The organism is Shewanella sp. ANA-3, from assembly GCF_000203935.1.
Lineage (GTDB): Bacteria > Pseudomonadota > Gammaproteobacteria > Enterobacterales > Shewanellaceae > Shewanella.
The window spans coordinates 4,943,944-4,966,135 of sequence record NC_008577.1 but is presented as its reverse complement, the minus strand read 5'-3'; the positions used below and the strand labels follow the sequence as shown (position 1 = coordinate 4,966,135).

Genomic DNA, 22,192 nt, shown 5'->3' with positions numbered 1-22,192 from the left:
TGATAGAGGTGTCTTAAGGCACCTCAGGTCCAGATTGGAGAGTAGAGATGGCCGGCGCTAAAGAGATTAAAACCAAGATCGCGAGTGTGAAAAACACTCAGAAGATCACGTCCGCCATGGAAATGGTGGCAGCCAGCAAAATGCGCAGAGCGCAGGAACGCATGGCTGCAAGCCGTCCATACGCGGAAAGCATGCGTAAGGTGATCGGTCACGTAGCGCAAGGTTCTCTCGAGTATAAACACCCCTACTTAGAGGTGAGAGAGGCCAAGCGGGTTGGTTACATTGTTGTAGCAACCGACCGTGGCCTTTGTGGTGGTCTGAACGTCAACCTCTTTAAAAAGGTTGTTTCAGACGTGAAAAGCTGGAAAGAGCAAGGTGCAGAATTTGAATTTTGCCCAATTGGTGCTCGTAGTGTTCAGTTTTTCAAAAGCTTTGGCGGTCAAGTATCTGCCCATGCTTCAGGTTTAGGCGATGCGCCAAAGCTCGCTGACCTGATCGGGACAGTACGTGTAATGCTAGATGCTTACAACGAAGGCAAACTGGATCGTCTGTACGTAGTGTTCAACAAGTTTGTAAACACTATGACGCAGACTCCTGTGATCGAGCAGCTGCTACCTTTGCCTAAATCGGAAGATGATGAGGTTGCTCATCGTTGGGATTATATCTACGAGCCAGATCCAAAAGCCCTTTTGGATACCTTATTGGTTCGTTATGTAGAATCTCAGGTTTACCAAGGTGTTGTTGAAAACATTGCTTCTGAACAGGCTGCCCGTATGGTGGCGATGAAGGCGGCAACAGACAACGCGGGTACACTGATTGACGATTTGCAATTGGTCTATAACAAGGCTCGTCAGGCTGCGATTACGCAGGAACTGTCGGAAATTGTTTCTGGTGCCTCTGCGGTTTAGGTTAGGTAACGAATACAAGTTTTAGAGGATTAATCATGAGCACAGGTACTGTTGTCCAAGTGATTGGCGCGGTTGTGGACGTAGAGTTTCCACAAGATGCCGTACCTCAGGTATATGACGCTCTGAAGATCACAGGTGAAGGCTCCTGTAATGGTTTGGTGCTGGAAGTTCAGCAACAACTAGGTGGTGGTGTAGTTCGTACCATCGCTATGGGTACTTCTGATGGTCTGCGTCGTGGTCTTGAGGTAGTAAACTCAGGTTCACCTATTTCTGTTCCTGTTGGTACTGCCACTCTTGGCCGTATCATGAACGTATTAGGCGACCCTATTGATGAAGCTGGCGCAATTGGCGAAGAAGAACGTTATGTGATTCACCGCAGCGCTCCTTCATACGAAGAGCAATCAAACACGACTGAACTGTTAGAGACTGGTATCAAGGTTATCGACCTTGTATGTCCATTCGCTAAGGGTGGTAAAGTAGGTCTGTTCGGTGGTGCGGGTGTTGGTAAGACAGTTAACATGATGGAACTGATTAACAACATCGCTAAAGCTCACTCAGGTCTTTCTGTATTCGCCGGTGTAGGTGAGCGTACTCGTGAGGGTAACGACTTCTACTACGAGATGAAGGATTCTGGCGTTCTCGACAAAGTAGCCATGGTTTATGGTCAAATGAACGAGCCACCAGGAAACCGTCTGCGTGTAGCACTGACCGGTCTGACTATGGCTGAAAAATTCCGTGACGAAGGTCGTGACGTTCTGTTGTTCGTTGACAACATCTACCGTTACACCCTAGCCGGTACTGAAGTATCAGCACTGTTAGGTCGTATGCCTTCTGCAGTAGGTTACCAACCCACTCTGGCTGAAGAAATGGGCGTTCTGCAAGAGCGTATTACTTCAACTAAGACTGGTTCTATTACCTCTGTACAAGCGGTATACGTACCTGCGGACGACTTGACTGACCCGTCACCAGCAACAACCTTCGCTCACTTAGATGCGACTGTTGTATTGTCACGTCAAATCGCTTCTCTGGGTATTTACCCAGCGGTTGACCCACTGGATTCGACTTCTCGTCAATTAGATCCATTAGTGGTTGGTCAAGAGCACTATGACGTAGCTAACGGTGTACAAACTGTTCTGCAACGCTACAAAGAGCTGAAAGACATCATTGCGATTCTCGGTATGGACGAACTGTCAGACGAAGATAAGATGACCGTTTCCCGTGCTCGTAAGATTGAGCGTTTCTTGTCTCAGCCTTTCCACGTAGCAGAAGTCTTTACTGGTTCTCCTGGTAAGTACGTATCTCTGAAAGACACTATCCGTGGCTTCAAGGGAATTCTGAGTGGCGAGTTCGACCACATTCCAGAACAAGCGTTCTACATGGTTGGTTCTATCGACGAAGCTGTCGAGAAAGCTAACAAAAAGAAATAACTAAGTAGTCATACTTAGTTTTTTAAGGAGAACGGGATGGCAGCCATGACAGTACAGCTTGATATAGTAAGCGCAGAGAGCAGCATCTTCTCAGGTCGCGTAGCTAGCCTACAAGTGACCGGTTCTGAAGGTGAGTTGGGCATCATGCATGGCCACGCTCCACTGTTAAGCTATATCAAACCTGGCATGGCGCGCATCGTCAAACAAGACGGCAGCGAAGAAGTGTTTTATCTTTCTGGTGGTTTACTGGAAGTACAACCTTCTTCTGTTTCTGTGTTGGCTGATGTGGTTATGCGTGCCAAAGATATTGATGAGCAGGCAGCATTAGAAGCCAAGCGTCGTGCAGAAGCCCATATGGCGACTGCGGGTGCGGACTTCAATTATGACGCCGCTATGGTTGAGTTAGCGAAAGCAATGGCTCAATTACGTGTTGTTGAAACCATCAAGAAAAACATTGCCAGATAAAGGTTATTGTTTGTGATAAAAGGCGGTTATCGAAAGATACCCGCCTTTTTTGTTGGTTTTTCGCTGCGTTTTGATATCAGCCTTTCGCTTTGCTATGCCTTTCCGTTAAAATTGCGCCATTAAATCGAGCTCAGTTTATCCCTTTGGGATGTTAATCAAGGATATGGCAATGGCATTAAATGTAGTGATCTTAGCGGCAGGAAAAGGAACTCGCATGCGCTCGGATCTTCCCAAGGTATTACATCCTATCGCCCACAAGAGCATGGTGCAGCATGTTATCGATACCGCCCACAGTATCGGCAGCAATGCCATTCAATTGGTGTACGGCTATGGCGCCGACAAATTAAAATCGGCTTTGGGCGAGCAGCAACTCAATTGGATGTTGCAAGCTGAGCAGTTAGGCACTGGCCATGCGGTCGCTCAGGCGATTCCCAATATTGATGATAATGACACTGTGCTGATCCTTTATGGTGATGTGCCGTTAATCCAAGCCTCTACGCTTGAAGCTTTGCTTGCTGCGCGTCCCGATAATGGCGTGGCAATTTTAACCGTTAATCTCAGTAATCCAACAGGCTATGGCCGTATTGTGCGCGAGCAAGGCAAGGTTGTCGGTATCGTCGAGCAAAAGGATGCCAATGCTGAGCAGTTAGCCATCAATGAAATCAACACAGGCATTATGGCGGTGCCGGGTAAGGCGTTAAAAACCTGGCTTGGTCGCCTATCGAATAACAATGCTCAGGGTGAATACTACCTGACCGATATTATCGCCATGGCCCACGCTGACGGGGTTGAGATTAATACCGCTCAACCACAGTCTGCCATTGAGGTGGAAGGTGCTAATAACCGCGTGCAACTCGCCCAATTAGAGCGTGCTTATCAGGCCCGCGAAGCTGAGAAGCTGATGATTGCTGGCGCAAATCTGCGTGACCCAAGCCGTATCGATATCCGTGGTGAAGTGACGGTCGGTATGGATGTAATGGTCGACGTGAACGTGATTTTCGAAGGCAAAGTCGTGATTGGTAATAACGTTAGCATCGGCGCTGGCGCGATTCTTATCGACTGTGAAATTGCCGATAATGCCGAGATCAAACCTTACTCTATTATCGAAGGCGCTAAGCTGGGCGTTGCCGCCAGTGCCGGGCCTTTTGCCCGTTTACGCCCAGGTGCCGAGTTAATGCAGGATGCCCATATCGGCAACTTCGTTGAGATGAAAAAGGCCGTTTTAGGTGTGGGTTCTAAGGCGGGTCATTTAGCCTATCTAGGTGATGCACAAATCGGTGCGGGCGTGAATATTGGTGCGGGCACTATTACCTGTAATTACGATGGTGCCAATAAACACTTAACCGTAATCGAAGACAATGTGTTTGTGGGAAGTGATACTCAGCTGGTGGCGCCGGTGACCATTGGTAAAGGTGCTACGCTCGGTGCAGGGTCAACAATTACCCGTGACGTGGGTGAGGATGAGCTGGTTATCACCCGTGTTAAGCAAAAACATCTGACTGGCTGGCAACGTCCGGTAAAGATTAAGAAATAACGGTTCTGTTCTCAGTAAAAATAAAGCGGCTTATTGCCGCTTTATGTTTTTTGTCAAAGCTAAAAATCCTCATTAAATAAAAATTAGCTAAATTAATGTTGAATTAAGGCTGAAGTGCTATGGCTAATTCATTGTTTTTATTGAAAGTTGATCCAAGTCACGCTGAATTGTAAATTCGTGTAAAGATGATTAAATAAAAACAATTCTTATTTATATTGCCTGCAATTCTAAGACGAAAGGTCTACTTGAGGTGTTGGCAATGGTATTTAAATATTCAGTGGTTGGTTTGGCCGTAGGGTCTGCATTAATGGCGATGCCTGTTATGGCCGAAGCGCCAAATGATGAAAATATTGAGCGCATTAATGTGACTGGCCGTACGTTTAACGACTATAAAGTCGGCAGTGCATCAGGTGCTATGCGTGGTGATATCGATTTAATGGATACACCACAATCTGTGAATGTCATCCCCGACTTTGTTACCGATGAGCAATTAGCGACTAACCTTGCGGAAGTCTTAGTAAACGATTCAAGTGTGACAGCGGGAACTACCCGTTGGAACCGCCAAGTCTTCAGTATTCGTGGTTTTGAATTAGATTCGGGCAACGGTTATCTGATCAACGGCCATCAGCAATGGTCCCACTATGTTCAACCTATCGAAACCCTGCAACAAGTCGAAGTGCTGAAAGGCCCTTCGAGCATGTTGTATGGCCAATCTGGACCTGGCGGTTTGGTGAATATGGTCACCAAGAAGCCCACCTATGATTCTATGCTCAACTTAGGGTTTGATACTGACGGTTACGGCTCTACCCGTGCGCAGTTAGATGCGGGTGGCAGTTTAAATGAGGCTCAAAGCGTTCGTTACCGTGGTGTGTTAGTCAAACAAGACACTAAATACTGGCGTGAATATTCAACGACCGATGAAAACCAAGAGCGTGATCGTTGGTTAGGTTATTTGAACCTAGAATTCGATATCAGTGATGATCTGTTATTGTCGCTGAAATACGACCATACCCAAGATAAAACCGGAATTGATGCCGGCGGTTGGTTAGATAAGCAAGGCAATGTTGTTGGTCAACGTAAAACCATCTGGGATGCGCCCTGGGCCTTTACCGATAACACGGTTTCTAACTTAGGTGCCGATTTAACTTGGCATATGAATGACGATTGGAAAGTTAAACTGGGTTATAACGATCAACAGTTTAACCGCCAGCGTTTCGATTCTGCGCCGCAATATAATGAAGACCCATTCACCTCGGGATACAGCATTAGACCATTCGATCGTTACGATGATTGGCAGCATAAAACCGCCTATGTCGATTTTACAGGCGAGTTTGCATTAGCGGGTATGGAGCATCAGTTGCTGATTGGCGCTAACTATCTCGATTACTTCTACCAGCAACAAATCGCCCGTGGCGCAGCGCAAACCGTTATTCCTGGTCAGCCAGTGATTCAACCGGATCTTGATTACCATACAGGTAAGAAAGGCACTCCAAATGAATATAAATACTACGGTTTCTATCTGCAAGATTTAATGACCATCAACGAACAATGGAAATTGCTCGCTGGGGTACGTTATGACGAGCAGAAAAAAGATGGATTTGGTGAAAATAGCTATGCCGTATCACCTAAATTTGGGGTGATCTATTCACCAATGACCAATGGCAGCATATACGTTAACTACTCTAAGAGCTTTACACCGCAAGGTGGTATTACCGACCCTCTAAATGTTAATCATGACACTAACCTCAAACCTGAATATGGCATTCAATATGAAGTGGGGACTAAGTGGGAACTGTTTGACGATAGCTTGTTATTAACGGCTGCGGTATTTGATGTCACGCTTGAGAATATCTCTATCAATGAGGTGCTGACAGCAAGTGACCCACGAAGTGAAGATGGAAAATACACTTCAATCACCACCCAAGGCGGTGAGCAAAAACATCGCGGCTTTGAAGTCGGTGCCCAAGGTAAGCTAGGCGATAGCTGGTTTGTGACTTCATCTATGATGTACCTCGATGCTGAGTATCAAACGGGTGATGAGCGCGAAGGTAAAACGCCTATCGATGCCCCTGAATGGTCGGCCAATATCTGGACTCGTTATGAAGTAACCGATAACTTTGCAATGAACTTCGGTGCTATCTACGTCGGAGAGCGTTTTGCCGATGTGAATAACACTATCAGTAAAGACGGTTATGTTCGCTTCGATATCGGTGCTGCCTACACTATGGATATTATGGGTAAAGATGTAAGCATCCGCGCGAACGTGAGAAACCTGTTTGATACCGATTATATCGATGGCGGCCAATACAATATGGTGACCCTAGGCCAAGATCGTAACTTCAGTGTGGCACTTGAAGCTAAGTTCTAACTTCACTTTCTACGCTTAAGTTTTAGCTCGCTCAAAGCAGTTCATCGATAGGTGAACTGCTTTTTTATTGCTTTTCATTAGGTTAATTTTAAAAACTCACCAACTACATCATTTTCACGCTAAAAACACCTTTCGAATACTAGCAAAAATGTTTCGTTTCTCTATAATATAACTTTCGAATCGAAAGTTAACTGAAAGGTTTTATGAATAAACGAAACACACAGCAACGACGCCACAGTATTATCAGCATTCTGAATGAACAGGGTGAAGTGAGTGTCGATGAGTTGTCATTACGTTTCGAAACCTCAGAAGTAACTATTCGCAAAGACTTGGCAGAACTTGAAAAAACGGGACTGTTACTACGCCGCTATGGTGGTGCCGTGGCTATCCCCGATGAAGTGACACAACAGTTTTCTGCCAAGATTGCCCCTAATAAGTTATCCATCGCTAAAGCCGCGGCGCAGCTGATTAAAGATCACAATCGCATCATCATCGACAGTGGCACCACTACTTCAGGCATTATTGCCGAGCTGAACCACAAGCGTGGGCTGGTGGTCATGACCAATGCCCTGCATTTGGCTAATGCGATTCACGAACTGGAAAATGAGCCCACCCTATTGATGACCGGTGGAACCTGGGATCCCCATTCTGAGTCGTTCCAGGGGCAAGTGGCCGAGCAAGTATTACGCTCCTATAACTTCGATCAACTCTTTATCGGTGCCGATGGTATCGATTTAGCGCGCGGCACTACCACCTTTAATGAGCTGACAGGTTTAAGCAAGGTGATGGCTGAGGTTTCGCGCGAAGTGATCGTTATGGTGGATTCGGACAAAATTGGTAAGCGGATCCCTAACTTAGAGTTACCTTGGTCGCAAATCAGTGTACTAGTCACCGATGCTCGCATCGAAGAGAGCGCCCTTAACCAAATTACCGAGCAAGGCGTGAAAGTCATCTTAGCGCCCTACTCGCCTTAGGCATTTGCCCGTGATAAGCCAAAGCAAATGACTCAAACAACTTCATTTTTATTTTTCATTTTATAGGTAAAAACTATGTGCGGAATCGTTGGCGCCGTGGCGCAAAGGGATGTGGCCGAAATTCTGGTCGAAGGTTTACGTCGTTTAGAATATCGTGGATATGACTCCGCAGGTGTTGCCGTGATCCACAATGGCGAACTCAATCGCACTCGCCGCGTGGGTAAAGTACAGGAGCTTTCTGCCGCACTCGAAACCGACCCGTTAGCGGGCGGCACTGGTATTGCTCATACTCGTTGGGCGACCCATGGTGAGCCAAGCGAGCGCAATGCTCATCCACATTTATCTGAAGGCGATATTGCCGTGGTGCACAATGGCATTATCGAAAACCATCATAAACTGCGCGAAATGCTTAAAGAACACGGCTACCACTTTAGCTCTGATACCGACACCGAAGTGATCTGTCATTTAGTTCACCATGAATTGAAATCTAACGACACTTTACTGGCAGCGGTGCAAGCCACGGTAAAACAACTCGAAGGCGCTTATGGCACTGTGGTGATTGACCGCCGTGATAGCGAGCGTATGGTTGTGGCGCGTTCAGGTAGCCCTCTGGTGATTGGTTTTGGTTTAGGTGAAAACTTTGTCGCCTCTGATCAATTGGCGCTATTGCCTGTGACCCGTTCTTTCGCGTTTTTAGAAGAAGGTGACGTGGCTGAAGTGACTCGTCGCACAGTGAGCATTTTCGATGTGCATGGCAATAAAGTTGAGCGCGAAGTTAAAGAATCTGAAATCACCCACGATGCCGGTGACAAAGGTGAATATCGCCACTATATGCTTAAAGAGATTTATGAGCAGCCATTGGCACTGACACGCACTATCGAAGGTCGCATCGCTAACAAGCAAGTGCTCGACACGGCTTTTGGTGATAATGCTGCTGAGTTCTTAAAAGATATCAAACACGTACAAATCATTGCCTGTGGTACTAGTTACCATGCGGGTATGGCGGCGCGTTATTGGTTAGAGGATTGGGCCGGCGTTTCATGTAATGTCGAAATCGCCTCCGAATTCCGCTACCGCAAGTCGCATTTGTTTCCTAACAGCCTGTTGGTGACTATTTCTCAATCTGGCGAGACAGCCGATACGCTGGCGGCGATGCGCCTAGCTAAAGAAATGGGTTATAAGGCGACGCTAACAATCTGTAACGCTCCAGGCTCTTCCTTAGTTCGTGAGTCTGACATGGCGTATATGATGAAAGCGGGCGCTGAGATTGGCGTTGCTTCGACCAAGGCCTTTACTGTGCAGCTGGCAGGTTTGTTAATGCTGACGGCGGTGATCGGTCGTCATAATGGTATGTCTGAGCAAATGCAGGCTGAGATCACTCAAAGCTTACAGTCTATGCCTGCCAAAGTGGAACAAGCCCTAGGTTTAGATGATGCGATTGCTGAATTGGCGGAAGACTTTGCCGACAAACACCATGCCTTATTCCTTGGCCGTGGCGATCAGTACCCGATTGCGATGGAAGGTGCGCTCAAACTAAAAGAGATCTCCTACATCCACGCCGAAGCCTATGCTTCTGGCGAATTAAAGCACGGTCCATTGGCACTGATTGATGCCGATATGCCAGTGATCGTGGTTGCGCCGAACAACGAGCTGTTAGAAAAACTCAAATCTAACGTCGAAGAAGTGCGTGCCCGTGGCGGCTTAATGTATGTATTTGCTGACGTGGATGCCGAGTTTGAATCTGACGAAACCATGAAGGTTATCCCGGTTCCACACTGCGATATCTTTATGGCGCCGCTGATTTACACTATCCCATTACAGTTGCTGTCGTATCACGTTGCCTTAATTAAGGGCACCGATGTGGATCAACCACGAAACCTCGCTAAATCGGTGACGGTGGAATAAATCGGAAGCAATAAAAAACCGCCTAAATGGCGGTTTTTTATTGGGGCTTTATTAGAGTATATGCTGGTGGCTGAGTGTATTAAGCCGTTATTGCATCAAGTGCGTTCTGCTTTTTTGCCTCGAAACGTTTCCATACTTTATCGTGGAAATAAAACACTACGGTGTTTATCGCTGGCTCAACTAAGGCGACGGCACCACCGACCAAAACACTACCAGTTAATAAATAGGTAACGGTGAAGGCAACGCTGAAATGTAATACGGCAAAAGTTAATGTCTTGGTCATGATCTTATCCTCTAATGTTAGCCCCAATTTGGAATGATTAGATGATAACAATTCTCATTAAAATTTAAACCCGTATTTTGAGATTAGTTTAAACGGTTTTTTCTATCTATAAGCGCTAAAAAATATAAAGCCCTCAAATGAGGGCTTTATATAGCAATTAGCTTCGACTAGTAATGCCAAGGAAACGCTGAAAAGTCCTGGTCACGTTTTTCGAGGAAAGCATCGCGCCCTTCTTGAGCTTCTGCGCTGGCATAGGCTAAGCGCGTCGCTTCACCCGCAAACAGTTGCTGGCCAACCATGCCGTCGTCGGTCATGTTAAAGCCGTACTTCAGCATACGCATCGCCGTCGGCGATTTGGAGTTAATCTCTTTGGCCCATCTTAATGCTTCAACTTCGAGTTCGGCATGGGGAACCGATTTATTCACCATGCCCATGGCAAAGGCTTCATCGGCACTGTAGTTAAAGCCGCAGAAGAAAATTTCTCGCGCGCGCTTTTGGCCAATCATCTTGGCAAGATAAGCACTGCCATAGCCTGAGTCGAAACTCGCGACATCGGGATCGGTTTGTTTGAAGACTGCGTGTTCCTTCGAGGCTAAGGTTAAGTCGCAGACAACGTGCAAACTATGGCCGCCACCCACCGCCCAACCCGGCACGACGGCGATCACCACTTTAGGCATAAAGCGGATCAATCGTTGGACTTCGAGGATATGTAACCGCCCCATTCTGGCTAAATCGGCTTTGCCTTCTTCGGCACCTTCATATTTATAACCATCTTTACCGCGAATGCGTTGATCACCACCGGAGGAAAACGAATATTGTCCTTTGGCCGAGGGGCCATTGCCCGTGAGTAACACGCAACCTACATCGGACCATTGGCGAGCGTGATCGAGGGCGATATACAATTCGTCGACCGTTTTGGGGCGGAAGGCGTTGAGGCAATCTGGACGGTTGATGGCGATACGCACTGTGCCGTGGGCTTTGGCTCTATGGTAAGTAATATCGTCGAAGTTAAATCCGCTGACTTCATCCCACAGTGCGGGATCAAAAATATCTGATACTGGTTTAGTCATGATGCAAGGCCTATGTAATTGAAGTTCAAAGGCTAGGCGGAATCATGTCTTTGGTCAATCGCCTAAGCACCATGCTTAGTGATGGGTTGCAAAATTCCGTTTGCCCGTAAGTGGGATTAGAGGTTATCGCAGATATAAAACAGGTTATCTCGGCTAAAGATTGGATGCTCAGGCGCTTTAGTGCCGCAGTAGGTCTCTTTAAAATCGGCAATGCCGTCTTCGGTGAGTGGGATTTTATTAAATTCTTCGACTTCAGGAGCCGATAGTCGCTCCAAAATGGCTGTTCGAGCCTTAGTGCGTTTCTGATCGATCTTAATAATTTGGGTGCCCGTCATCGAACCCATTTTGTTTTCTATCTTCTGAACCATTTCCTCTGTTTTAGCTATAGGTGCATCTAGTTTGTCTGTTTCGGTGTATAAGTAATATAATGCACCACACAGGAGCGCTAATATGATCCAACCTTTCATCTTTTAGTCCAACATAAGTGAATAACCATTAATAATATGGGTATAATAAGCCAGTTTTCGTCCAATATTAAAGCAGTAAAAGGCTGTCACGATGAACGCAGAATCTAATAACAAGGACTATTCGAAAACCAATCGAATTAAGATTCACCAGCCAGATGCAGATAAGGCTGATCGCTTTAACCCCCGCAACCGGATTTATGTCCGGGCCATCGATGGATTATGGAGTAGCGTACGCCGCCGTATGGGCTGGGTCGCAATGCTCTTCTTCCTTATCTTACCTTGGATCCCTTGGGGAGACCGTCAAGCCGTTTGGTTCAATCTGGCAGAGCAGAAGTTCCATGTCTTTGGTTTAACGATTTGGCCACAGGATCTGACCTTACTTGCCGCTCTCTTTATGATAGCCGCCTTTGCGTTATTTTTCGTGACAACCTATCTCGGCCGAGTCTGGTGTGGTTACACCTGTCCGCAAACCGTATGGACGTTTATGTTCATCTGGTTCGAAGAAAAACTCGAAGGTGCCCGTAATAAGCGCATTAAGTTAGATCAAATGCCATGGGGTTTCGACAAAATCTGGCGCAAAACGGCAAAACATACCGCATGGATTGTGCTTTCGCTCATCACGGCTATGACCTTTGTGTCCTATTTTGTGCCGAGCCGTGAAGTCTATGTCGACGTATTTACCCTTAATGCATCGGGTGCGATCTACTTCTGGGTTATCTTTTTTACCTTAGCGACCTACGGTAATGCGGGTTGGATGCGTGAAATCATGTGTATCCATATGTGCCCGTACGCGCGTTTCCAATCGGCGATGTTTGATAAAAACACCTATATCGTTGGTTACGATGCCAAACGCGGCGAGACCCGCGGCCCGCGCTCACGCAAAGCCGACCCCAAAGAAATGGGCTTAGGCGACTGTATCGACTGCGACCTCTGTGTCCAAGTTTGCCCAACGGGCATCGATATTCGTAACGGCTTGCAATACGAATGTATTAACTGCGGCGCCTGTATTGACGCTTGTGATCAAACCATGGAGCGCATGGGATACCCTCTGGGGCTGATTAGCTATACCACCGAAAATAAACTCGAAGGTATTAAAGAGAAAGTATTACGTCCTAAGCTGGTGGGCTATGGTGTGGTGTTAGCCGCGATGATCCTGATCTTTATCTATGCGAGCGCGACGATTGCCCCCGTGCGCATGGATATCATCCGTGACCGTAACCAACTCTATAGAGAAAACAATCAAGGGCTGATTGAAAACACCTTCACCCTGAAAATTCTCAACAAGACAGAACAAGCCCATGAATACACTATGAGTGTTGAAGGTCTCAACAACTATAAGTGGTATGGACCAACCTCAGTGACGATTGCGGGTGGAGAAGTATTAACTCTACCTATCAGTGTTGGGGTCGATCCGGTCGAACTTTCGCGTTCAGTGACTAACATTGAGATAAAAGTGAAAACCCATATCGATGGCGAAGAAGTCGAAGTCGAGCAAGAATCGCGATTCTTCAGTCCATAGTTACTGTTTCGTTAACCAAATGAATAAAAAAGGGGCTGTTTAGCCCCCTTTTTATTCATGTTGCTGGATATCTAGGCGTCTAGATGATTAAACGTAATTTTCTGACAAAAAGCCCTTGCACAAAAGTTTTCGGTGCCTATAATGCGCATCCACTGACACGGCAGACAGCGAAAGCGAATGCAGTTGCAGTGCGAATCGAATGCAAAATGTGCACTTGGTTCGAAAGCCTCAAGAAGTTTGCAAAAACGCCTTGACGCGATAGGGGAAATGCGTAGAATACGCAGCCCTGACCCGCTGAGCGGTAACGCGAAGTGAGTGGTCAAAATGCTCTTTAACAATCTAAACAAGAAATCTGTGTGGACACTCACAGGTGTTGAGTTAATCGAAATTACTCTGCCGTTTGGCGAGTAATCAAAATTTAAATCAATGAATGAGTGTTCATAGCAATATGTACAACGACTTATTAAGTTAAGTCGATTCAGAATTCATTGAGCCGAACCTTCGGGTTCACAAAACTTTTAATTGAAGAGTTTGATCATGGCTCAGATTGAACGCTGGCGGCAGGCCTAACACATGCAAGTCGAGCGGCAGCACAAGTGAGTTTACTCATGAGGTGGCGAGCGGCGGACGGGTGAGTAATGCCTAGGGATCTGCCCAGTCGTGGGGGATAACAGTTGGAAACGACTGCTAATACCGCATACGCCCTACGGGGGAAAGGAGGGGACCTTCGGGCCTTCCGCGATTGGATGAACCTAGGTGGGATTAGCTAGTTGGTGAGGTAATGGCTCACCAAGGCGACGATCCCTAGCTGTTCTGAGAGGATGATCAGCCACACTGGGACTGAGACACGGCCCAGACTCCTACGGGAGGCAGCAGTGGGGAATATTGCACAATGGGGGAAACCCTGATGCAGCCATGCCGCGTGTGTGAAGAAGGCCTTCGGGTTGTAAAGCACTTTCAGTAGGGAGGAAAGGTTAGTAGTTAATACCTGCTAGCTGTGACGTTACCTACAGAAGAAGGACCGGCTAACTCCGTGCCAGCAGCCGCGGTAATACGGAGGGTCCAAGCGTTAATCGGAATTACTGGGCGTAAAGCGTGCGCAGGCGGTTTGTTAAGCGAGATGTGAAAGCCCCGGGCTCAACCTGGGAATTGCATTTCGAACTGGCAAACTAGAGTCTTGTAGAGGGGGGTAGAATTCCAGGTGTAGCGGTGAAATGCGTAGAGATCTGGAGGAATACCGGTGGCGAAGGCGGCCCCCTGGACAAAGACTGACGCTCAGGCACGAAAGCGTGGGGAGCAAACAGGATTAGATACCCTGGTAGTCCACGCCGTAAACGATGTCTACTCGGAGTTTGGTGTCTTGAACACTGGGCTCTCAAGCTAACGCATTAAGTAGACCGCCTGGGGAGTACGGCCGCAAGGTTAAAACTCAAATGAATTGACGGGGGCCCGCACAAGCGGTGGAGCATGTGGTTTAATTCGATGCAACGCGAAGAACCTTACCTACTCTTGACATCCAGAGAATTCGCTAGAGATAGCTTAGTGCCTTCGGGAACTCTGAGACAGGTGCTGCATGGCTGTCGTCAGCTCGTGTTGTGAAATGTTGGGTTAAGTCCCGCAACGAGCGCAACCCCTATCCTTATTTGCCAGCACGTAATGGTGGGAACTCTAGGGAGACTGCCGGTGATAAACCGGAGGAAGGTGGGGACGACGTCAAGTCATCATGGCCCTTACGAGTAGGGCTACACACGTGCTACAATGGCGAGTACAGAGGGTTGCAAAGCCGCGAGGTGGAGCTAATCTCACAAAGCTCGTCGTAGTCCGGATTGGAGTCTGCAACTCGACTCCATGAAGTCGGAATCGCTAGTAATCGTGGATCAGAATGCCACGGTGAATACGTTCCCGGGCCTTGTACACACCGCCCGTCACACCATGGGAGTGGGCTGCAAAAGAAGTGGGTAGCTTAACCTTCGGGAGGGCGCTCACCACTTTGTGGTTCATGACTGGGGTGAAGTCGTAACAAGGTAGCCCTAGGGGAACCTGGGGCTGGATCACCTCCTTACCTATACGACTAACTCGATGTTTGTTGAGTGTTCACACAGATGGCTTGTTGAACTTCTCGAAAGAGAAGGGAGAGCGAAATGCACCGCTTGCCGGTAAGCATTGTTCTTTAACAATTTGGAAAGCTGATAGTAATTAATACAATGATGTCTGTCGTTGTGTTAATACGAAAAAAATTGAGTTCTTAAAACACTTTTTAAGTGTCTTGAATATTCAAGTCTAAGGCGAGTCCATCTTCTTGGTCGAAGATGAGACAAGTAAAACCAGCTGGTCGCAACGACGCAAGTGATGTGAAACTCATTTGGGTTGTATGGTTAAGCGACTAAGCGTATACGGTGGATGCCTTGGCAGTCAGAGGCGATGAAGGACGTAGTAACTTGCGAAAAGCGTTGGCGAGCTAGTAACAAGCATTTGAGCTAACGATGTCCGAATGGGGGAACCCGGCAGCATAAGCTGTCATCGTAACGTGAATACATAGCGTTACGAGGCAAACGAGGGGAACTGAAACATCTAAGTACCCTTAGGAAAAGAAATCAACCGAGATTCCCCTAGTAGCGGCGAGCGAACGGGGATTAGCCCTTAAGTCAGAGGGGTGTTAGTGGAATGGTCTGGAAAGTCCAGCGGCACAGGGTGATAGCCCCGTACACGAAAACTAACCTTTGATGAAAACGAGTAAGGCGGGACACGTGATATCCTGTTTGAATATGGGGGGACCATCCTCCAAGGCTAAATACTCCTGACTGACCGATAGTGAACCAGTACCGTGAGGGAAAGGCGAAAAGAACCCCTGTGAGGGGAGTGAAATAGAACCTGAAACCGTATACGTACAAGCAGTGGGAGCGGTTCTTGAGACCGTGACTGCGTACCTTTTGTATAATGGGTCAGCGACTTACGTTTTGTAGCGAGGTTAAGCGAATAGCGGAGCCGTAGGGAAACCGAGTGTTAACTGCGCGTTTAGTTGCAAGGCGTAGACCCGAAACCCGGTGATCTAGCCATGGGCAGGTTGAAGGTTGAGTAACATCAACTGGAGGACCGAACCGACTAATGTTGAAAAATTAGCGGATGACTTGTGGCTGGGGGTGAAAGGCCAATCAAACCGGGAGATATCTGGTTCTCCTCGAAAGCTATTTAGGTAGCGCCTCGGACGAACACCTTTGGGGGTAGAGCACTGTTAAGGCTAGGGGGTCATCCCGACTTACCAACCCTTTGCAAACTCCGAATACCAAAGAGTGCTATCCGGGAGACAGACGGCGGGTGCTAACGTCCGTCGTCAAAAGGGAAACAACCCAGACCGTCAGCTAAGGTCCCAAAGTGTATGTTAAGTGGGAAACGATGTGGGAAGGCTTAGACAGCTAGGATGTTGGCTTAGAAGCAGCCATCATTTAAAGAAAGCGTAATAGCTCACTAGTCGAGTCGGCCTGCGCGGAAGATGTAACGGGGCTAAACATACCACCGAAGCTACGGGTGCAATCCATTAGGGTTGCGCGGTAGAGGAGCGTTCTGTAAGCCGTTGAAGGTGAAGGGGTAACCCACACTGGAGGTATCAGAAGTGCGAATGCTGACATGAGTAACGATAAAGGGGGTGAAAAACCCCCTCGCCGAAAGACCAAGGGTTCCTGTCCAACGTTAATCGGGGCAGGGTGAGTCGACCCCTAAGGCGAGGCCGAAAGGCGTAGTCGATGGGAAACAAGATTAATATTTCTGTACTTCCGCTAACTGCGATGGAGAGACGGAGAAGGCTAGGCTAGCGCGGCGTTGGTAGTCCGCGTTTAAGGTGGTAGGTGGGTGACTTAGGCAAATCCGGGTCACTATACACTGAGAGCTGATGACGAGTCCCCAAGGGGATGAAGTAGTTGATGCCATGCTTCCAGGAAAATCTTCTAAGCTTCAGGTTAGCGGGAATCGTACCCCAAACCGACACAGGTGGTCGGGTAGAGAATACCAAGGCGCTTGAGAGAACTCGGCTGAAGGAACTAGGCAAAATGGTACCGTAACTTCGGGAGAAGGTACGCTGCTGTTGGTGATGGGACTTGCTCCCTAAGCTGACGGCAGTCGCAGATACCAGGTGGCTGCAACTGTTTATCAAAAACACAGCACTGTGCAAAATCGCAAGATGACGTATACGGTGTGACGCCTGCCCGGTGCCGGAAGGTTAATTGATTGGGTTATCGCAAGAGAAGCTCATGATCGAAGCCCCGGTAAACGGCGGCCGTAACTATAACGGTCCTAAGGTAGCGAAATTCCTTGTCGGGTAAGTTCCGACCTGCACGAATGGCGTAATGATGGCCACGCTGTCTCCAGCCGAGACTCAGTGAAGTTGAAATTGCGGTGAAGATGCCGTATACCCGCGGCTAGACGGAAAGACCCCGTGAACCTTTACTATAGCTTGGCACTGAACATTGACCCTACATGTGTAGGATAGGTGGGAGACTTTGAAGCGGGAACGCTAGTTCTCGTGGAGTCGTCCTTGAAATACCACCCTTGTAGTGTTGATGTTCTAACTTGGGCCCCTAATCGGGGTTAAGGACAGTGCCTGGTGGGTAGTTTGACTGGGGCGGTCTCCTCCCAAAGAGTAACGGAGGAGCACGAAGGTTGGCTAAGTACGGTCGGACATCGTACGGTTAGTGCAATGGCATAAGCCAGCTTAACTGCGAGACAGACACGTCGAGCAGGTACGAAAGTAGGTCATAGTGATCCGGTGGTTCTGAATGGAAGGGCCATCGCTCAACGGATAAAAGGTACTCCGGGGATAACAGGCTGATACCGCCCAAGAGTTCATATCGACGGCGGTGTTTGGCACCTCGATGTCGGCTCATCACATCCTGGGGCTGAAGTCGGTCCCAAGGGTATGGCTGTTCGCCATTTAAAGTGGTACGCGAGCTGGGTTCAGAACGTCGTGAGACAGTTCGGTCCCTATCTGCCGTGGGCGTTGGATGATTGAGGGGAGTTGCTCCTAGTACGAGAGGACCGGAGTGAACGAACCGCTGGTGTTCGGGTTGTCATGCCAATGGCATTGCCCGGTAGCTATGTTCGGAATCGATAACCGCTGAAAGCATCTAAGCGGGAAGCGAGCCCCAAGATGAGTCATCCCTTGGACTTTAAGTCCACTAAAGAGCCGTTCGAGACTAGGACGTTGATAGGTCAGGTGTGTAAGCGTTGTGAGGCGTTGAGCTAACTGATACTAATGACTCGAGAGGCTTAACCATACAACCCAGATGGGTTTTACTGAAAATGTTCCAGACATTTTCCAGTACTTCCTCCTTCCCTGGAGGTCGTACAGTTCTTAGCTTGAATACAAACACTTAAGAAGTGTAACTCAACCAGCTTTCCGAATTCATTTACTGCCTGCGACAATAAGACGGGTAGTGAATAACAAATTTGCTTGGTGACAATAGCATTGTGGTCCCACCTGATCCCATCCCGAACTCAGAAGTGAAACGCAATCGCGCCGATGGTAGTGTGGGGTCTCCCCATGTGAGAGTAGGTCATCGCCAAGCGCCTAATTTGATTTCACTTTTAAAAGTGAAGACAAACAGTCTCGAAAGAGAGCAGAAAGCCAGCTGAATAAGCTGGCTTTTTTGTTTTCTATTTTATTAACTTATTTTTTATTCTTCACTTTATCGCCTCGTTTGCTAGCGGTTCTTTCAATCGATTAGCGTATTTAGTCTAAAATAACTCCACTTATGTTAAGTCTTTTTGCTTAGTAACGGGTTTCCCGTTAGCATACTGGGCGTCCATCTTTTTATTAAAGACATTTGGCTACCCATGCTTCGCAAACTCTCGCTCGCAGTATTGATACCTGTCTGCATGCTGGCACTTTATTTAGTGTTGGTTACGGCTGAGTATTTCTATGAGAGCGAGCTGGTACGTAATGAACTGGCTGATCGCCAAGTGAGCCAGATAAAGCAGCAACTTTTACGTATGCAAACGATAGTGCAGTCGGCGCAAGCGTTACAAGATGTTGAACGTATCGAGCAGGAAGTCTCTCTGGCTACCTTAGATATGAATGTCATGGTTTATATCTTGCTGGATGCAAATAGTCGCATTCGCTTTGCGAATCATACTGTTTGGCGTGATAGCAATGCCATTGAAGTGATTGATGGTTACGATGTGGTCCGGCATCATGCCGTGGTGCAATCTGGACAGGCGAGTGTTTCAATAAATCCAGACCGATTATCGATTCAAGCCTATTATCCCGTCGATGCTCAATATCCTGGAGCGACAGAGCTTATCTATCTTGAGTCTGATCTCGCGCCGTTAGTGGCTAAAGCTTCAACCGAATTACAACAACGATTTATGCGTGTATGGGGGCTCGGAGCGCTGCTGTTAATCGGTTTCACCTTTGTTTTATATTACCTCTTGATCCGTCCATTCAAGATGTTAAGCGAATCGGCAAAGCATGTAGGCACTCCCGAGTTTTCGACCCAAGTGCCTTGGAGTGCCTCCGAGGTCTTGTCTCTACAAACGACACTGCAGCAGGTGCATGAACATCTAGGGCGTGCAGTTAAGCAGCTTAACGATAGTGAGCAACGTTGGTTGTTTGCGGTTGAAGGTTCACGCAATGGGATCTGGGATTGGAATATTCGTTCTGGCGAAGTGTTTCTTTCTGATCGTTGGAAGGAAATGATTGGTTATCAACCCGATGAGCTAGAGGAAGTGTTCCAGACCTGGGAAACGCGTTTGCATCCTGATGATAAGCAAGCCGTGTTGGACTGCCTGCAAGAGTATGTCAGCGGCAAGACTAAAGAATTTGAGAGTGTCCATCGCTTACAACATAGAGATGGGCATTATGTTTGGGTATTTGACCGTGGCATGTTAGTCGACTGGGATCACCTTGGTCGACCGACTCGGATGATCGGTATTCATGTCGATGTCTCTGAGAGTGAGCGAAACCATGCTGCGATTGCCGAATTAGTGAAGCAATCTGTGGCAGGGCCTAAGATGCTCCCCGAAACCTTTATGGCGCAGTTATCCCAATACCTTAATCAGCGAACCAGTGCGGGGTATTGGGGGGCTTTGTTATTACTCAATGTCGAAACCCTTGGAGCGAATGGCACTCTTACATCCCATGAGCTTGAGCGATTGTTGTCGCAATTAAGTGCAAGGCTTTCAAGTTATTTTGCTGAAAATATTGTCGTTGCTCATCTCGAATTGGGCCGGTTCGCCTTGTTAGCTAAGGAGTTGGCTGCCGATGCTAATATGGCCGGACGTCGAGCCTTGGCGTTGGCTACTGAGCTTAAACAAATCGCCACTCGTCCCTTCCATTATGGTGAACATGATTTTCGTTTAAATGCGAATATTGGGATTTGCTTATTAGATTCTGTGGATACGTTGGCGTCAGAACTCGCCGTGCGACGTGCCGAACTGGCGATGCAGCATGCTCAGTCTAGTGAACACGCAGGTTGCGCTTTCTATCACCCAGATTTAGAACGCTCGCAGGATCCTGAGTCGTCTTTATTGAACAGATTAGAGCGTGCGATAGCTGAAAATCAGTTGTCGTTAATGTTCCAGCCAGTGGTGGATATGCAAGGCAAGATAGTGTCGGCCGAGGTTCTGTCTCGCTGGCATTTAGCGGATGGGGAAATTGTCCCGGTCGCTAAATTTATTGATTTAGCCGAGCGCCATGGCTTGATTGCATCGCTCGATTTAAATGTGGCTACGCGCGTTTGCCAGTTGATTAAGCAATTTAAACAGCAGGGTATTAACCTGCCACGTTTAACTTTGAATATTAGTACCTTATCTTTCTGCCAGGCTGAATTTGTCGAGCAATTGGTTGCATTAACCCGTCGCTACGAGCTGGATGACAATCAGCTGGGAATTGAGTTAACCGAGAGTGCATTACTAACATCAGCCTCCTTTATTCTGCCGAGGATCAGTCTGCTCGCTGAGGCTGGGGTTGCGCTAACATTAGATAACTTTGGTGCGGGACAGGGCGCCTTGAGTTGCTTGCGTCACTATCCCTTGCGTGAGGTGAAGCTCGATTTACATTGTGCCGCCAATTTAACGAATGATGCGAGCTGGAGCCAAGCGCTGATTCAGTCGGTACACCCCTTTAACTTGCCTATCGTGGCCAAAGGTGTCGAATCACCGCAGCAACAACAGCTATTTAGCCGCTTAGGTTGTACCCACTTCCAAGGCTACAATATTGCTCGCGCCTTAAGTGTTAATGACTTTAAACAGCTTGTTTGTCCACGTCCCTTGTTGCGTAGCGTTTAAAAAAGTCGAGTGCGTAATTAAGCGCTTGATTACGGTAGCTATCTTTCTCCATAAAAATCTCATGGGCTGCCCCTGCAATCACTTTTAATTGGCAATTTGAGCTTACCGCCAGATTTTGGGCGGCATTGTCGACAATCTTATCCTCACTGGCTTGCAGGATCAGAATGGGCGTGCGGATATGTGCCGTGGCCAAAACACAGGCATCGGCCGCATCTAAGGATTCAGTCAACCAGCGGTTAGTCGGTGAGCCTAATTGCAGCTTCGGCGCCGCATCGTACAACTCTCGGTAGGCTTGATAACGGCTCTGGCAGTGGGTGAGATCATTTCCCTTAAAAGGAGCGGCCTTATAGTTTTGCCCGCTGAGGACATAGTTAGGCTCTCCGCCGTTGAGACTGGCATCGAGCTTACTCGCAAGCCAACGGACAAACCCTTTCGGCATAGGTAACTTAATGCCATACATGGGAGCTGAAAATGCCGCCGCCGTAAACACATCCGGATGTTGTTTGAGATACAAGGTACCGATGGCGCCGCCCATAGAATGCCCGAGCAAGAACAGTGGCGAAGTGGCATGTTTGAGCACAACGGTTTGCATAAACAGGGCAAAGTCGTCGATATAGTCGTTGAACCGCCGCACATGGCCTTGATGGGGATTGGCCGTCATGCGGCTCGATAATCCCTGGCCGCGGTGATCGATGGCAAATACCGAATAGCCTTGCTGGTACAAATCAAATACCAATTCTTGATACTTTAAGTAGGATTCAACCCGACCGCTGCTGATGACTATGCTGGCATGGGCCTTGGGATGCTTGACCATCATGTAGGCCAAGGTTAATCCATCGGGCGTTTTGAGAGTGTCTTGGACAACGGTTTGCCAGAAGGCTTGCTGTTCAGAAGTATTTAAATCGTGTTCCGTTGAAAAAGCTACCTTGGAAAACTCTTCCCTTGGAAAGTTTAGGGGCGTTTGGCTCATACTCTGTCGCACATCTCGGGCAAAA

The 22,192-nt window shown here is 47.8% G+C and carries 13 protein-coding genes and 3 rRNA genes; 12 read left to right on the top strand and 4 right to left on the bottom strand.

Translation table 11 applies throughout. The features are described 5' to 3' along the window. The first annotated feature begins 47 nt into the window (after positions 1 to 47). The 7 genes from atpG (at position 48) to glmS (ending at position 9,581) form a co-directional block, all read left to right on the top strand. Positions 48 to 908 (top strand): F0F1 ATP synthase subunit gamma, encoded by an 861-nt coding sequence (gene atpG, locus SHEWANA3_RS21580; protein WP_011718833.1) that lies wholly within the window; start codon positions 48 to 50, stop codon positions 906 to 908. Positions 909 to 943: 35 nt separating this feature from the next. Further along, positions 944 to 2,335: a F0F1 ATP synthase subunit beta gene (atpD, locus tag SHEWANA3_RS21575; protein WP_011718832.1), complete on the top strand. Its 1,392-nt coding sequence runs from the start codon at positions 944 to 946 to the stop codon at positions 2,333 to 2,335. Between the two features lie 36 nt (positions 2,336 to 2,371). Further along, positions 2,372 to 2,800, top strand: coding sequence for a F0F1 ATP synthase subunit epsilon (locus SHEWANA3_RS21570; RefSeq protein ID WP_011624645.1), 429 nt, complete (start codon positions 2,372 to 2,374; stop codon positions 2,798 to 2,800). A 169-nt stretch (positions 2,801 to 2,969) separates the two neighbouring features. Continuing rightward, the gene (gene glmU, locus SHEWANA3_RS21565; RefSeq protein ID WP_011718831.1) at positions 2,970 to 4,334 is read left to right on the top strand and encodes a bifunctional UDP-N-acetylglucosamine diphosphorylase/glucosamine-1-phosphate N-acetyltransferase GlmU; all 1,365 of its coding nucleotides are present in this window, start codon (positions 2,970 to 2,972) and stop codon (positions 4,332 to 4,334) included. Positions 4,335 to 4,593: 259 nt separating this feature from the next. Then, positions 4,594 to 6,702: a TonB-dependent receptor gene (locus SHEWANA3_RS21560; RefSeq protein WP_011718830.1), complete on the top strand. Its 2,109-nt coding sequence runs from the start codon at positions 4,594 to 4,596 to the stop codon at positions 6,700 to 6,702. A gap of 203 nt (positions 6,703 to 6,905) precedes the next feature. Further along, positions 6,906 to 7,676 carry a DeoR family transcriptional regulator gene (locus tag SHEWANA3_RS21555; RefSeq protein WP_011718829.1) on the top strand — a complete coding sequence of 257 codons (771 nt, stop codon included), beginning with the start codon at positions 6,906 to 6,908 and terminating at the stop codon, positions 7,674 to 7,676. Between the two features lie 75 nt (positions 7,677 to 7,751). Further along, a complete protein-coding gene (gene glmS / locus SHEWANA3_RS21550; protein ID WP_011718828.1) occupies positions 7,752 to 9,581 on the top strand; it encodes a glutamine--fructose-6-phosphate transaminase (isomerizing) in 1,830 nt (609 codons plus the stop codon). A 79-nt stretch (positions 9,582 to 9,660) separates the two neighbouring features. Here the strand turns inward: glmS and SHEWANA3_RS21545 are convergent, their stop codons facing one another. The 3 genes from SHEWANA3_RS21545 to SHEWANA3_RS21535 all read right to left on the bottom strand — a co-directional run bounded on the left by SHEWANA3_RS21545 (position 9,661) and on the right by SHEWANA3_RS21535 (position 11,401). Further along, a complete protein-coding gene (locus SHEWANA3_RS21545; protein WP_011718827.1) occupies positions 9,661 to 9,864 on the bottom strand; it encodes a DUF2061 domain-containing protein in 204 nt (67 codons plus the stop codon). 167 nt (positions 9,865 to 10,031) lie between these two features. After that, on the bottom strand, positions 10,032 to 10,934 hold the full coding sequence (locus tag SHEWANA3_RS21540) for a 1,4-dihydroxy-2-naphthoyl-CoA synthase (RefSeq protein ID WP_011627707.1): 903 nt from the start codon (positions 10,932 to 10,934) through the stop codon (positions 10,032 to 10,034). A gap of 116 nt (positions 10,935 to 11,050) precedes the next feature. Further along, positions 11,051 to 11,401, bottom strand: coding sequence for a hypothetical protein (locus SHEWANA3_RS21535; protein WP_011718826.1), 351 nt, complete (start codon positions 11,399 to 11,401; stop codon positions 11,051 to 11,053). Between the two features lie 91 nt (positions 11,402 to 11,492). Here SHEWANA3_RS21535 and ccoG point away from each other — a divergent pair, with 91 nt between their 5' ends. The 5 genes from ccoG to SHEWANA3_RS21510 all read left to right on the top strand — a co-directional run bounded on the left by ccoG (position 11,493) and on the right by SHEWANA3_RS21510 (position 21,197). Further along, positions 11,493 to 12,920, top strand: a complete 1,428-nt coding sequence (gene ccoG, locus SHEWANA3_RS21530; RefSeq protein WP_011718825.1) for a cytochrome c oxidase accessory protein CcoG — start codon at positions 11,493 to 11,495, stop codon at positions 12,918 to 12,920. 519 nt (positions 12,921 to 13,439) lie between these two features. Then, positions 13,440 to 14,982, top strand: a 16S ribosomal RNA gene (locus SHEWANA3_RS21525). Positions 14,983 to 15,293: 311 nt separating this feature from the next. Then, a 23S ribosomal RNA gene (locus tag SHEWANA3_RS21520) occupies positions 15,294 to 18,187 on the top strand. A 175-nt stretch (positions 18,188 to 18,362) separates the two neighbouring features. Continuing rightward, a 5S ribosomal RNA gene (gene rrf, locus SHEWANA3_RS21515) occupies positions 18,363 to 18,478 on the top strand. Together the 16S, 23S and 5S rRNA genes form the textbook arrangement of a ribosomal RNA operon. 268 nt (positions 18,479 to 18,746) lie before the next feature. Further along, entirely contained in the window at positions 18,747 to 21,197 is a 2,451-nt protein-coding gene (locus SHEWANA3_RS21510; RefSeq protein WP_011718824.1) for an EAL domain-containing protein, read from the top strand. Here SHEWANA3_RS21510 and SHEWANA3_RS21505 read toward each other — a convergent pair. Further along, complete coding sequence (locus SHEWANA3_RS21505; RefSeq protein WP_011624635.1) at positions 21,154 to 22,167, bottom strand: alpha/beta fold hydrolase; 1,014 nt, start codon at positions 22,165 to 22,167, stop codon at positions 21,154 to 21,156. The genes SHEWANA3_RS21510 and SHEWANA3_RS21505 overlap by 44 nt on opposite strands. Positions 22,168 to 22,192 lie beyond the last annotated feature (25 nt).